Origin of the sequence: Paenibacillus nicotianae (assembly GCF_042681745.1) — a bacterium.
Lineage (GTDB): Bacteria > Bacillota > Bacilli > Paenibacillales > Paenibacillaceae > Saccharibacillus > Saccharibacillus nicotianae.
Map to the genome: position 1 here is coordinate 895,485 of NZ_JBHUGF010000010.1, position 13,819 is coordinate 909,303.

Consider the following 13,819-nt stretch of genomic DNA (forward strand, 5'->3'; position numbering starts at 1 on the left):
GTGATATATTGTTATTAACATAAAGGAAATAACAAAGGAGAGAGTGATTATGTTTGGATTTCGCTTCGTCAAATTTCAACCAAGTGAATATGTGATGAAAGTAAGAAACGGGAAAATAGTAAAAGAAGGTGTAGGCTTATCGTTTCGCTATTATGCACCGACGACTTCTGTCATTGTCGTACCTGTATCATCGATTGATGTCCCGTTTATATTTGAAGAAATAACGAATGATTATCAGACGGTAACCGTACAAGGGCAATTGACATACCGGATTGTCGATTACCGCAAAACGACTCAAATCTTAAATTACACGTACAATTTACGCAAAAATCAATATATCTCGGATGATCCTAACAAGCTGGCTCAACGGGTAATTAATATTGCGAAAGTATTGACCAAAAAGCATCTGGAGCAAATGCCACTGCGAGAAGCGATTCAATCCAGTGAACGATTAGCTCAAAGTATTACACGCGAAATTATGCAAAATGCTGAATTAGAGAAGCTTGGTATCGAATTGATGGGCTTTTCTGTGTTAGCAATTTTGCCTAATAAAGAAACAATGAGAGCTTTAGAAGCGCAAGCACGCGAACAGATTCTACGCAATGCAGATGATGCACTATATGAACGCCGTAATGCATCGATCGAACAAGAACGTCGGGTCAAAGAAAATGAATTGAACACCGAAATTGCAGTAGAAACCAAGAAAAAACAAATTCGCGAAACCCAATTAGACGCCGAGCGTTCGGTCAGTGTGAAAAAGAATGAGATCAAAGAAGAACAATTGCAATTCGATACGATGATGGAGGAAAAGAAACAGCAATTAACAGAACTGTCGATTGCTAATGCTAGAGCACAAGCCGATGCCAAAGCATACGAAATGTCTGCGGTAATGAAGTCGCTTGAAGGCGTTAATCCAGCCTTGCTACAATCGATGGCGAATATGGGCATGAATCCTGATAAGTTGATTGCTATTGCTTTTCAAGGGTTGGCTGAAAATGCTGGTCGTATCGGACAATTGAATATTACGCCAGATCTATTGCAAGGACTATTATCAGAATCGAATGATCATCAACATCAGCAAGGAGGTCGGAATAGATGAATAGCCGGATAAGCGAAAATAAAATTGTACTGGTAAAGCGTAAAACACGACTAGAAGAATTGATTGTTCGTTATAATACGATCCAGCAAGCACAATTTTATATTGAGCGTCTGGGTGTTGATTTTACCGACTATATACAAGAAGATCAGAATTATCGTCATGCTGTAGAACAATCGATGATTGTTTTACAAACGATCGGCAGAGTACAACTGTTAGAGCGTGAACATGTACCGAATTTTATTTTTGGAGACGATGATATTGTAGTGGTACTCGGGCAAGATGGACTGGTTGCAAATACGATGAAGTATGTTACACATCAGCCGTTAATCGGCGTGAATCCTGATCCATTACGTTGGGATGGCGTTTTGCTTCCTTTTCAAGTACGTGATCTGATCCAAGTGGTACCTGAGGTATTGAATCGCCGTCGTCATATTCAAGAAGTAATGCTAGCCAAAGCAGAATTAAATGATGGGCAGACATTATACGGAGTAAACGATCTATTTATCGGACGCAAAACGCATGTCTCGGCACGTTATCAATTGCAGTTAGCAGGGCATGTGGAGCAACAATCTTCAAGTGGCATTATTGTATCGACAGGAATGGGTGCTACAGGCTGGTTCAAAAGTGTACTCGCAGGCGCAAGTGGTATTGTACACAGTGAAAGTTATCAACAGATTACAGGCAGTGTCCAGTATGAGCAGACCACATCTGTTACGACTACTGCATTAGCGTGGGATACACCACAGTTGTATTTTACAGTTAGAGAACCTTTTCCTAGCCGTACCACTTCTACCAACTGTGTATTCGGACAAATCAATCCTAATCAGCCATTGCGTATTATATCGCAAATGCCTGAAAATGGAGTGATCTTTAGCGATGGTGTCGAAAGCGACTTTTTGGAATTTAATTCAGGCATGACAGCAACAATCGGCGTAGCTGAGAAGCGGGGGCATCTGGTGGTATGATGATTGTTTTGTGTTATGATATCCCTATCTGTTGAAGATAATACAGTAAGGGGTATGGAGTCATGAACCAAAATATACAGCAATTCAAAGCTGATTTCTTCAAAGCTTTGGCTCATCCGATGCGGATTCAGATTTTAGAAGCTCTGTGTACTGGAGATAAGACGGTCAATGAACTGCAAGCGATTGTTGGTTCAGAAGGATCGGCTGTTTCTCAACAACTATCAATATTACGTAGCAAAAATGTAGTACAAGGGATCAAAGAAGGCACATCGGTAATCTATTCGTTACGTGATCCGTTAATACAAGAATTGTTAGCAGTAGCGAAGCGTATTTTTGATAATCATCTGGTAGATGCGATCTCTTTATTGGAAGGGATGCGTAATGAACCGGAAGCAAGCAGACAGCTTGAGAAATAAATCAAGCTAACCTCAAACCTCAGTACAATCTATAGATCCATTCATTTCTATACCACAATTATCTAGACACCATCAAAGTATCTCTTATGTATAAAGAGATACTTTTTTGCTATGCATAAAATATCATTGACACCATCTGTATACAGGCGTACTATCTCTTTATATTCAAATAATCAGATATTTAGAATAAGACGTTAAAATATACAAAAAGAAGGTAGACAAATGAAGTGGACAGGAAGATTTGCTGGATATAACCGTAACAGCTTACGCAAAGATTTAATTTCAGGCATGATTGTAGGTATTATTGCTATTCCCTTAGGGATGGCTTTTGCTATTGCTTCAGGGGTTAAGCCTGAATATGGAATTTATACAACGATCATTGCAGGCATACTTATTTCTTTGTGCGGAGGTTCCAAATTCCAAATCGGTGGCCCGACAGGTGCATTTATCCCTATATTATTCGCTGTCGTTATGCAGTACGGATATGAAAATTTGTTGATTGCTGGTTTTATGGCAGGTGTTTTTTTGCTTCTGATGGGATTGCTTCGCTTAGGCAAGTTAATTTCATTTATTCCAAGACCGGTCACTATTGGTTTTACCGCAGGTATCGCAGTCACTATTTTTGGAGGACAAATTGCTAATTTTTTAGGATTAAGTGGACTGACTAAGCATGAAGATTTTTTCTCGAATATGCGCGAAATTGTTGTTCATTTGAACACATTTAATATCTACAGTTGTATCACCGGATTGATTTGCTTTGTAGCCATAGTAGTGACTTCACGCTTTTTTCCTAAAGTTCCAGGATCATTGATCGGACTATGTATTTCTACAGGGGTAGCTGTACTATTTTTTCAAGGTAAAGTGGCTACTATCGAATCTTCATTTGGCGCGATCTCAGGAGCGCTTCCTCATTTTCATATTCCTGATTTAACGTGGGATAAAATGATGTTTTTGATTCGTCCAGCCTTAGTCATTGCAATGTTAGGCAGTATCGAATCTTTGTTATCGGCAGTAGTGGCTGATGGTATGACAGGCACACGTCACAACAGCAATCGAGAGCTAATCGGACAAGGCATCGCGAATATGATTACACCTTTATTTGGCGGTATTCCCGCTACAGGAGCTATCGCACGCACAGCTACTAATATCAAAAATGGCGCTGTATCACCTATTTCTGGTATCGTGCATGGTATTGTGGTATTGCTTGTATTGGTGTTATTTGCTCCTTATGCCTCTCATATTCCGCTTGCAAGTATGGCTCCAATCTTAATGCTAGTAGCATGGCATATGAGCGAACGTAAACATTTTGTACATATTTTGAAAATCAAAACAAGTGATTCGCTCGTACTGGCAATCACGTTTTTATTGACAGTATTTGCTGATCTGACGACTGCTGTTGAAGTAGGATTATTGTTAGCGGTTATATTATTTGTCAAACGAATGAGTCAAGGATTAACAATAACCAAAGTATTACCTGATCCAGAAGCAATTAATCAGCAAGTACAACCTCATATGGTCACTGAAAATCACGATTGTCCGCAGATTAGTATCTATACAATCGAAGGCGCACTCTTTTTCGGCAGTACACATCTGATTGAACAAGCGATCGATGAAGCTATCGCCAATCAACCGCGTATCGTATTACTTCGTATGAGTAGAGTACCGATGATTGATACAACAGGAGATGCTAACTTAGCGATATTGATCCGTAAAGTACAATCCTATGGTGGCATAGTAATGATCTCCGGGATTCAGCAACAACCACTTGAATTGATGCGCAAAACGGGGTTATATACGATGATTGGAGCAGATCATTTTTATCAGCGTACCGGTATCGCTATTCATCAAGCTTTGAGTTATCTTGATCTGGAACGTTGTCGTGGTTGTCAGCATTTTGCTTTTCATGAATGTGAGGCGCTATCTGCTGGAATGATGCCGTCGCCCGTAACTTCACCGTTACTATTGAACAAAGCTTTGGAATCTACCGTTTAATTTTCAGAAAACAAGTGTAAAAAAAGACATACGCATCATATCCAATCTGTTGCACATAGAAAGGAAGGATACATATGTCTGCATCATCTCAACAAAAGTATCAAGATTATCGATCTATACGAGGTATTGATCATATCGGTCTAACCGTTCCTGATATCGAAGAAGCGACTCGATTTTTTAAGCAAGCATTTGGAGCTCGTATTTGTTATGATACGCTCACACCTCAACAACCTGCTCAAGAAGGAGCAGAGAGTGAGCAGAAGTTAGGATTACCAGAAGGGGCTAAAGTGCGTCATATACGATTGATTCAGATCGGTCAGGGCGCAAGTATCGAAATGTTCCAATTTGAAAATACCCAGCAGCGTTCTCCAGCACTAGCAGTAGATTACGGTATTCAACATATGGCGTTGTACGTAGAGGATATGTCAGAAGCGATCCGTCATTTTGAATCGGCGGGTGGCATTTTGCTATCTTCACCTAACCCATTGCCTAGTGTGGAGAAGGGAGAAGAACATTTATTTGTGTATGGACGTGCACCCTGGGGAACATTAATTGAATTACTTTCTTACCCACATGGAATTGATTATCCGCAGACAAGCGAAAGTCACCGCTGGACACCGCCAGCAGTGAAGTAATCTGAATATTATTTGATTTGTATAAGTTGCGTATCTCCGATATTATCAGCTTCTCGTGTAACGACTTGCAATTGCAGTGTTTTGGGCTGATCAAGTAGATTACTATAAAATATATATTCGTAACTGTTCGGATCATCGAAAGCCATTTTGCGATTTAAGGCGCGTAACAGTACAGCTTGATCACCTTCACCTGCAATAATGCCTGTCGCTTCAACCCACGGTTTATTAGTGTTATAGGGTTCAAATGGTTGATCTCCTGTAAAGCGAACACGAATCTCTAAAGGAGACATTTCTACTCTTGTCAAAGCGACTTTGTGATCACCTAATTCAATAGTATGGTTCGGATAAACAATTTCTGTCTCCGGTCGTTTGAATTGACCGGCTAAAGAGAAGTGAATAAGTAAGGTAGGAGAATAATGCATATCTTCTGTACTCGTATTGGTCACTGGGTCGCTTAGTCTGCCTTCATCGACCGAAGCAATTTGGAATTTGGCTGCAATTTCCTGCGGGAAAGGCTCTCTTGATTTCAATCGAATAGTAGTCGTACCACGAAATACATTTTCACTATCTGTATCATGAGTTCCATTATTGCGTGAATGACCAAGAGGCTTACCTGTAGCAATACTGCTTAATTTGACACTATTCATCCCGTATATTTCTTGTCCGTTTAAGCTTTTGGCAGTATAGAGAATAATGAGTTGATTTTCATCAGCGGTCACAGCATTGACAGTAACGATATAGCCGTCTTTTTCAGCGCTCTCATTGACATATTGAATATAATTATGCTTGATCGCGGACATTAAGCTCTGGTTCTGAATAACATCACTTTGATACTCATGAAATGGTTCTAATTTGCCCCATGAATTAGCAGTTGTATAAGTGCTTTCAGTAGGCATAGGCACGATCAATAAGATCAGCATGACTGCAGAAGTAAAGCCAACAACGACTAATAAGCGAGCATCTAACCAGGGAAAGCGTGATTGCAATCGTTTGGCTTCTTGAACATCTTCTTCATCTGTAAGAGTAGAGGTATGAGACATTTCAGATAGAGAAGGTTGTTCGGTATGTAGGTGAGAGCTAGATGGTTGGGACGAATCTTTGTTGGATGTACTCATAGCTACCATTCCTCCTGATTCAGAATAATTGACGAAGTTGCTTAGTTATAGAAAGGGATCATAAAGTATAAGATCTTAATTTAAAATTTCTTTTCTGCTACGTGCTTATTGTATATATCGGTAGTAACGCTACTTTTATTACTTCTTTTGTCAACATCTAGTTGATCAATCATCTTTATTTTATCTTACTACGAATAGCCAATACAAGTAGACATCAAAAAGCCCTCATCTCTTTAAGAAAAGCAATCCTTTTCATTGTAGAGAATGAAGGCTTTTTGAGCTATAGGTTAGAGTATCTATTTTAGCGTAGTATTGGTATAGATTGTCCTATATTATACTTTGAACTCGTTCATTTCGCTGTGTAACTGTTCAGCCGTCTGTGCCAAAGAAGAAGAGGAGGCATTGATTTCTTCCATCGATGCTAACTGCTCTTGCGTAGCAGCAGATACATTTAACATACCAGCCGCCGATTCTTGAGCAATATGAGAAATCTGTCTTGAATACTCTACAATTTCGGTAGTGCTAGCAGACATTTGTTCTGCACCAGCAGACACTTCTTCAATATCACTTGCTACTTGATTAACCGCTTGTAAAATATCCTGGAAAGCAGTACCTGCTATTACAACAGAAGCCATCCCTTTATCGAACTCACGATTGTTCAGATCAACCGCTTCTATAGCATTCAACGTATCTTTTTGTATAAAAGCTACCAGTTCAATAATTTGCTTCGCGGATTGAGAAGATTGTTCTGCTAATTTACCTACTTCATCAGCAACAACCGCGAATCCTCGACCTGCTTCACCGGCACGAGCTGCTTCAATCGAAGCGTTCAACGCTAGTAAATTTGTTTGCGAAGAGATACCGGTGATTACTTTAGTGATATTACCAATCTCTTGAGAACGGCTACCTAATTCTTTCACGACAGCGCCCAGAGACTGTAGTGATTGTTGGATCGAATCCATTTGAGAGACTGCTTGCTGGATTGCCTGATTCCCATCGGAAGATTTGCTTGCTGCATCAATAGCAGAACTGGATACCGTCTGCGCGCGCACAGCAATTTGTTCTACGCCTATTGCCATTTCTTGCATCGCTTGAGAAGACTTTGTGGCAATATCGACTTGTTTGGCTGTACCAGTAGCATTTTCTTGTACCGTTTCAGCAATTTGTTCAGCCGCTTGTTTATTTTGTTCACTGCTTGCTGTTAATTGTTCTGAAGAAGCAGCGACCAATTCAGAAGTAGAAGCTACCGATTCAATCACTTGACGTAAATTGTGCTTCATATGATTAAATGATATCGCTAATGAACCGATCTCATCTTTATTTTTAATCATCAAATCAGACCCGGTCAGATCACCGGCAGCAATTTGTTCAGCCGCTTTTTGTAATGATTTAGCAGGCTTAGAGATCGAGCGAGCAATCAGGAAAGCAATAACAAAAGCGAGAATAATAGCGATTACACTTAGCAGAATGATATTAAAACTTGCTTTCTGCGAAGTACTTACCGATTGATCTGTAATTTGGGTTGCTTGTTTATTATCATAAGCTACCAATTCTGCAATAGTAGCGTTAGCAGTATACCAGAACGCATACGCATTGCGATGCAAAGAGATCGCTTTATTCAAATCGTTGTTTAGACCTGCGTTCAGCACGTTTGGAGAAACTTTGATATAGGCTTCATATTGTGTAGAGAAACGTTGATATAATCGTTGTTCATCATCACTTTCGATTAGCTTCTCATAGGCGGTGCGTTCGGTTTGAATTTTTTTGATCAATGCTTCATAATCTTGATTAAGCTTGGCAATTTCATCTTGGTTCGTCTCTACAATAATATTGAGTAATAGACGTTCTAGATCGGATACATCTCCGTTAAGTGTTCCTAATAAAGTAACACTTGGCATCCATTTCGTATTCACATCAGTTGCTTGATAACCCATACTTCGTGTACTTGTAAGAGCCAGTAAACTGACAATCACCAACAGAAGAATAACACTTAAAAAGCCAGTTAATAATTTGGTTTGTATACTCATTTTGACTTTACCTATACGCAAACGTTTCATAATGTTGTCCCCCAATATGTAATGTGTAACGCATTCAACTTTATTTATATCGACAATTTTTTTTAATATCTTAGACATTTTTGTAAATTTTAGTTCTTAAGATATAGTTCTTAAGATTGGAATTGGTAATGCTTACATTTCTATAAGATAAATCACAGCTAGAAGTTATGAAAAGTAGATGGTAAGCGAGATAAAATGATCTGCTAAAACAAAAAAGCAACCTGTAGCATATAGCTACAAATTGCTTTTTGATCCTATTTATAAGTGGTCGTTTATAATAAAAGCGATGACTGAATACTTTTCTAATTGTGTCGAATCCATGCTAATGCCATTGTACCTTCACCGGCATGAACACCGACAACCGGAATAAAGGGAGCAATTTCAATTTTGAGTCGTGGAGCGAATAGACTGATTTCTTTTTCCATTTGAAAAGCTTCTTCTATATTGTTAGCATGCATAATACATACACTTTTGACCAGATCAATATCCCGTTTGAGAATATCCATTAACTTGTGTTTGGCTTTTTTGAATGTACGAATTTTGTCTTCTACAATAATCTTTCCTTCGACAAAACGTAATAGAAGGTGAATACGTAGTAATTGACTGATCACCAATTGAGTACCGGATACCCGTCCACTACGATGCAATTGAGAAAGACTTGCTGGAATCAGATAAAAGTCCATATTTTCAATAATCATATCAATTTTGGCTTTGATCTCTAGCGCTGTATCACCTTGTTGTTGCCATTTGATCCCTTGTATAATCATTTCACGTAAAGGAAAAGCGCCGACTTTGGAATCAATCCCGAGTACTGAAGTTTCGGTAATCTCAGCCGCTTGTAGTGAAGTGTGATACGTACCACTTAATTCAGAAGAACAATGAATCACGATAATATCGTCATATTTATCTTTAATTGATTCATATAATTCCATAAATTCGCCAATCGGTGGCTGTGAGCTACCTACACTTTCGTGTTGACGCATTTTTTCGTAAAATTGTTCTGCTGTAATCTCAACATTTTCTTTGTACGCTTCATTGTTCACAATCAGACGTAAAGGTACAATATAAATATGATGTTCTGCTGCAAAATCGGTATCGATCATAGCTGTACTATCGGTCACCCAAGCAATTGATTTCATCCAAACCACACTTTCTTCTTACAAAGATAGAATATACGCAACATGCTATATTCATTTTATTAAAATTTTAACATATAAAACTAATAACTTTATGATATAGTTATTATAACCATATACAACCTTAAACACAAATTCTACACAATGAACCTTATACTATATGCTCAATTCAAGGAGGAATACATAATGAAAGACAAACTCGCTCAAGAATTAGAGTCATGGGGCATAGAAAAAGTGACTTATCAATTTCCTAGATGGGAGCAGATTCCAGACATCGAATTATATATGGATCAAGTGGTCGCTTTATTAGAAAAGCATTTTCACAAATTCCCGGGCGAGAGTGCAGGCAAATTAATCTCCCCGTCTATGATCAATAATTATGTCAAACAAGGTATTATCCCGCCGACAATCAAAAAGCGCTATTCTCGTACACATATCGCTTACTTAATGATGCTCTGCACACTCAAGCCGGTATTACCTTTAGCAGTCATACAAGGGATTATCGAATTTCAATCACAGACCAAAACGTTTGCTGAAGTGTATGATCACTTTGTAACTGAACAAGAACAAGCATCCATCTATACGATGGAACAAGCCAAAGCCGAAAGCAAATTACTCGGTCAGACTGCAACAACAGAGCAGGAAATGCTAAGTAATCTTTCGCTCAAAATGGCAGTACTGGCGAATTCTAGTAAGATTTTGGCTGAAAAGATTATAGAAATGGAGCGAGCAGAAGGAAAGCTATCTATTCTCGATGATCATGGTAAAAAAACCAAAAAGATTAAAATGTAAATCTCCAACAATATCTGTGCAAAGCGTAATAGCAAAATACCCCTTAACCTTGAGATACGATCTGCTGATCATACAGGTTAAGGGGTATTGTTTATACAGTTATAAATTACACTTTAAATGCGCTAACTTCGTTATGAAGTTGTTCCGCTGTCTGTGCTAGAGAAGAAGAAGAGGACGTGATTTCTTCCATAGAAGCCAGTTGTTCTTGTGTAGCCGCAGATACACTAAGCATACCTTCAGAAGATTGTTGAGCGATATGATTGATTTGTTTGGAGTATTCGACAATCTCGGTAGTGCTTGCTGATAATTGCTCTGCTCCTGCGGATACTTCTTCAATATCACCAGCCACTTGGTTAACAGCCTGTAAAATATCGCGGAACGCTTCACCTGCGATCGATACGGAAGCTAATCCTTTATCAAATTCAAGATTATTCAATTCTACAGCGTCAATGGCATCTGTTGTATCTTTCTGGATAAAAGTAACCAATTCAATAATTTGCTTCGCCGATTGAGAAGATTGTTCTGCCAATTTACCTACTTCATCAGCAACAACCGCGAATCCGCGACCTGCTTCACCAGCACGAGCCGCTTCAATCGAAGCATTAAGCGCAAGTAGATTGGTCTGTGTCGCAATACCTGTAATCACTTTAGTGATATTTCCGATTTCTTGTGAACGACTACCTAATTCTTTCACGACAGAACCTAAAGAGTGTAGGGAAGTCTGAATCGAATCCATTTGATTGACTGCTTGCTGAATCGCTTTGTTACCGTTAGACGATTTGCTTGCAGCTTCAGTTGCTGAGCTGGATACCGTCTGTGCACGAACAGCAATTTGTTCTACTCCGATTGCCATTTCTTGCATCGCTTGAGCAGATTTTGTAGCTATATCGACTTGAGTAGAAGCGCCGTTAGCACTTTCTTGTACCGTTTCGGCAATTTGTTCAGATGCTTGTTTGTTTTGCTCACTGCTAGCTGTCAATTGCTCTGAAGAAGCGGCAACCAATTCAGAAGTAGCAGCGACAGATTCAAGCAAGTTACGAAGATTAGCTACCATTTGATTGAACGCAACAGCCAGTAGACCAACTTCATCTTTGTTACGAATCACGATAGCTTCTCCGGTGAGATCGCCTGAAGAGATACGTTCAGCTGCTTGTTGAATTTGTTTGACTGGACGAGAGATAGATCGAGCAATCAAGTAAGCAATTACTATACCAATAATAATAGCAATAATACTCAAAATAATAGTATTTCTACTTGCAGAAGCGGCTGAAGTTACAGATTGATCTGTTAGTATACCTGCTTGTTTGTTATCTAGGGCGATCAATTGAGAGATTGTATCATTAGCAGTATACCAGGCATCATAAGAAGCACGATGCAATGTGCGTGTTGTCTCAATATCATTACCTTTAGCAGCAGCAATTAATGTAGGAAATGTTGTTAAAAATTTATCATAATTGGTATTGAATTGTTCAAACAATTTCGATTCTTCATCCGATTGAATTAACGCTTTGTATTGTGTTCGTTCAGTTTCAATTTTTTGTAACAATTGTTCTAATGTAGTATTGATTGTGGTAATTTGATTGGGATCATTCTCAATTGCCATATTCAGTACCAGACGCTCTAAATCAGAGATGTCTCCATTCATTATACCTAGTAGACTTACGCTAGGCATCCATTTGCTGTCAATTTGCTTAGCTTGTGTTCCTAATGTATTCATACTAAATAACGACAAAATACTAACTAATACTAACAAGACAATTACGCTAAAAAAGCCTAGTAACAATTTGGTTTGAATATTAATACGCATAATTTCACTCCTCGGAAAATTGTTTGAACATATAATGTAATACCTATATCGACAAATTTCGCTATATTTTTAGTTCTTATGTATTAAAAAGTAAAAAAATATAATAAATAATTTCAAACCTAAAAAATGTATAAGTATTTATGCCTAGTAGTATAAGAAAACTGAATAAAAATTATTTTCAATTAATGTAAGTATTCATTTAACAGTTGTTATAAGAACTTATTTTCTGAAAAAGAATTATAAATGTATAAATAATAAAGATGAATATAAATATTATATATTGCAAACGTTTACAAAAAAAGTTTAAAATAAATAGATCATATGATCAAAAAATAGATCATTTAAAGGAGATTTGACATGGAACATCATCAATGGGCACAATACCCGCCCCGGGGATGGAATAGTTGGGATTGTTATGGAGCAGCAGTACGAGAAGAGGAGATCATAGGGAATGCAGAGTATATGTCTACCCATCTCAAAGATCATGGTTGGGAATATATTGTAGTCGATATTCAGTGGTATGAAGCAGGGGCAGTCTCGTCAGCTTATCGCAAATTCGAACCGTTAGAAATGGATGAATACTCCCGATTAATTCCAGCAGTCAATCGCTTTCCTTCCAGTAAAGATGGGCAAGGATTCCGTCTGTTAGCCGATCAGGTACATCAATTAGGATTGAAGTTCGGTATACATATTATGCGTGGTATTCCAAGACAAGCGGTTCATCAGAATACAGCGATCAAAGGAACACATATCACCGCCAGACAGATTGCACATCCGAATTCTATCTGTCCCTGGAATACAGATATGTATGGCGTAGATGCTTCACAAGAAGGAGCACAACAATATTACAGTTCATTATTTGAAATGTATGCACAATGGGGAGTCGATTTTGTCAAAGTCGATGATATTGCCGCTTCACGTCTGTATGATACTCATCTAGAAGAAATAGAATTGATTCGTCGTGCGATCGATCAATGCGGTCATCCGATGGTATTGAGTCTATCTCCAGGCCCAGCGCCACTGCAATATCAAGAACAATTAAGAGCCAATGCGAATATGTGGCGTGTCACCGATGATTTCTGGGATATCTGGTCATTGTTGTATGCGATGTTTGAACGGTGTGAGAAATGGTCACCGTATGTAGGCGAGGGTTCTTGGCCGGATTGTGATATGTTGCCACTCGGTCATATCGGTATTCGTTCGGTAGATGGAGGCGGAGCAGATCGCTGGACACGATTCACATCTGATGAACAGCGTACGATGATGACACTCTGGTCAATATTCCGTTCCCCATTAATGTTCGGAGGAGAACTACGGGATAACGATGAATGGACATTGTCACTACTGAACAATCCTTTGATCTTAGAAATGAATCATAAGAGCCGTCAAGCATACCAACTCTCTCGTGACGAGCAAGATCGGATCATCTGGATAGCTGAAGAAGATGGAACTAATAATCGCTATATCGCTTTATTTAACGCAGGGGAAGAACAGAATACCGTTACACTCGATCTGTCTTCATTAGATATAACAGCGCCAGTCAATCTGCGTAATCTATGGCAGTCGACTGAACTACTAACTGTACAAGGGCAATGGGAAGTAGAACTTCCACCACATGGATGTGTCGTGTATCGGTTAGAGCATTTAGCGTAAAAAGAATACTTCGGTGTACATCAAATTAGATGAATAACATGTATTGTGTAAAAAGGATCACTACCAACATACTCAATAAAAAGCAGGACATTTCCATTGTAGTGATGGATAATGTCCTGCTTTTTTGGATTAAAACCATTATTTTGAAAAAA

11 protein-coding genes are annotated in these 13,819 nt (G+C 38.7%); 7 read left to right on the forward strand and 4 right to left on the reverse strand.

All coding sequences use genetic code 11. The annotated features are described in order from the left end of the window. The first annotated feature begins 49 nt into the window (after positions 1 to 49). The 5 genes from ACFSGI_RS08185 (at position 50) to ACFSGI_RS08205 (ending at position 5,107) form a co-directional block, all read left to right on the forward strand. Positions 50 to 1,099, forward strand: a complete 1,050-nt coding sequence (locus ACFSGI_RS08185) for an SPFH domain-containing protein (RefSeq protein WP_204823654.1) — start codon at positions 50 to 52, stop codon at positions 1,097 to 1,099. Further along, positions 1,096 to 2,064, forward strand: a complete 969-nt coding sequence (locus tag ACFSGI_RS08190) for an NAD(+)/NADH kinase (RefSeq protein ID WP_204823655.1) — start codon at positions 1,096 to 1,098, stop codon at positions 2,062 to 2,064. The genes ACFSGI_RS08185 and ACFSGI_RS08190 overlap by 4 nt, the downstream gene beginning before the upstream one ends. 62 nt (positions 2,065 to 2,126) lie before the next feature. After that, the gene (locus ACFSGI_RS08195) at positions 2,127 to 2,480 is read left to right on the forward strand and encodes an ArsR/SmtB family transcription factor (protein ID WP_204823656.1); all 354 of its coding nucleotides are present in this window, start codon (positions 2,127 to 2,129) and stop codon (positions 2,478 to 2,480) included. Between the two features lie 222 nt (positions 2,481 to 2,702). Then, on the forward strand, positions 2,703 to 4,472 hold the full coding sequence (locus ACFSGI_RS08200) for a SulP family inorganic anion transporter (protein WP_204823657.1): 1,770 nt from the start codon (positions 2,703 to 2,705) through the stop codon (positions 4,470 to 4,472). A 74-nt stretch (positions 4,473 to 4,546) separates the two neighbouring features. Next, the gene (locus ACFSGI_RS08205; RefSeq protein WP_204823658.1) at positions 4,547 to 5,107 is read left to right on the forward strand and encodes a VOC family protein; all 561 of its coding nucleotides are present in this window, start codon (positions 4,547 to 4,549) and stop codon (positions 5,105 to 5,107) included. Positions 5,108 to 5,115: 8 nt separating this feature from the next. Here ACFSGI_RS08205 and ACFSGI_RS08210 read toward each other — a convergent pair whose 3' ends face one another. The 3 genes from ACFSGI_RS08210 to ACFSGI_RS08220 all read right to left on the reverse strand — a co-directional run bounded on the left by ACFSGI_RS08210 (position 5,116) and on the right by ACFSGI_RS08220 (position 9,418). Beyond that, a complete protein-coding gene (locus ACFSGI_RS08210; protein ID WP_204823659.1) occupies positions 5,116 to 6,222 on the reverse strand; it encodes a DUF4179 domain-containing protein in 1,107 nt (368 codons plus the stop codon). Between the two features lie 332 nt (positions 6,223 to 6,554). After that, the gene (locus ACFSGI_RS08215) at positions 6,555 to 8,279 is read right to left on the reverse strand and encodes a methyl-accepting chemotaxis protein (protein ID WP_204823660.1); all 1,725 of its coding nucleotides are present in this window, start codon (positions 8,277 to 8,279) and stop codon (positions 6,555 to 6,557) included. A gap of 302 nt (positions 8,280 to 8,581) precedes the next feature. After that, positions 8,582 to 9,418 carry a DegV family protein gene (locus tag ACFSGI_RS08220; protein ID WP_204823661.1) on the reverse strand — a complete coding sequence of 279 codons (837 nt, stop codon included), beginning with the start codon at positions 9,416 to 9,418 and terminating at the stop codon, positions 8,582 to 8,584. 183 nt (positions 9,419 to 9,601) lie between these two features. On the opposite strand from ACFSGI_RS08220, the gene ACFSGI_RS08225 reads away from it, so the two are divergent. Next, entirely contained in the window at positions 9,602 to 10,207 is a 606-nt protein-coding gene (locus ACFSGI_RS08225) for a DUF1836 domain-containing protein (protein ID WP_204823662.1), read from the forward strand. 106 nt (positions 10,208 to 10,313) lie between these two features. On the opposite strand, the gene ACFSGI_RS08230 is transcribed toward ACFSGI_RS08225, so the two are convergent. Further along, positions 10,314 to 12,014: a methyl-accepting chemotaxis protein gene (locus tag ACFSGI_RS08230; protein WP_204823663.1), complete on the reverse strand. Its 1,701-nt coding sequence runs from the start codon at positions 12,012 to 12,014 to the stop codon at positions 10,314 to 10,316. Between the two features lie 357 nt (positions 12,015 to 12,371). Here ACFSGI_RS08230 and ACFSGI_RS08235 point away from each other — a divergent pair, with 357 nt between their 5' ends. Beyond that, positions 12,372 to 13,667, forward strand: coding sequence for an alpha-galactosidase (locus tag ACFSGI_RS08235; protein WP_204823664.1), 1,296 nt, complete (start codon positions 12,372 to 12,374; stop codon positions 13,665 to 13,667). Positions 13,668 to 13,819: the final 152 nt, after the last annotated feature.

Bases quoted from the DNA above. Each gene is read 5' to 3' on its own strand.
- ACFSGI_RS08235 (WP_204823664.1), top strand. From the start codon at position 12,372: ATGGAACATCATCAATGGGCACAATACCCGCCCCGGGGATGGAATAGT.
- ACFSGI_RS08190 (WP_204823655.1), top strand. From the start codon at position 1,096: ATGAATAGCCGGATAAGCGAAAATAAAATTGTACTGGTAAAGCGTAAA.
- ACFSGI_RS08200 (WP_204823657.1), top strand. From the start codon at position 2,703: ATGAAGTGGACAGGAAGATTTGCTGGATATAACCGTAACAGCTTACGC.
- ACFSGI_RS08205 (WP_204823658.1), top strand. From the start codon at position 4,547: ATGTCTGCATCATCTCAACAAAAGTATCAAGATTATCGATCTATACGA.
- ACFSGI_RS08195 (WP_204823656.1), top strand. From the start codon at position 2,127: ATGAACCAAAATATACAGCAATTCAAAGCTGATTTCTTCAAAGCTTTG.
- ACFSGI_RS08210 (WP_204823659.1), bottom strand. From the start codon at position 6,222: ATGAGTACATCCAACAAAGATTCGTCCCAACCATCTAGCTCTCACCTA.
- ACFSGI_RS08225 (WP_204823662.1), top strand. From the start codon at position 9,602: ATGAAAGACAAACTCGCTCAAGAATTAGAGTCATGGGGCATAGAAAAA.
- ACFSGI_RS08215 (WP_204823660.1), bottom strand. From the start codon at position 8,279: ATGAAACGTTTGCGTATAGGTAAAGTCAAAATGAGTATACAAACCAAA.
- ACFSGI_RS08230 (WP_204823663.1), bottom strand. From the start codon at position 12,014: ATGCGTATTAATATTCAAACCAAATTGTTACTAGGCTTTTTTAGCGTA.
- ACFSGI_RS08185 (WP_204823654.1), top strand. From the start codon at position 50: ATGTTTGGATTTCGCTTCGTCAAATTTCAACCAAGTGAATATGTGATG.
- ACFSGI_RS08220 (WP_204823661.1), bottom strand. From the start codon at position 9,418: ATGAAATCAATTGCTTGGGTGACCGATAGTACAGCTATGATCGATACC.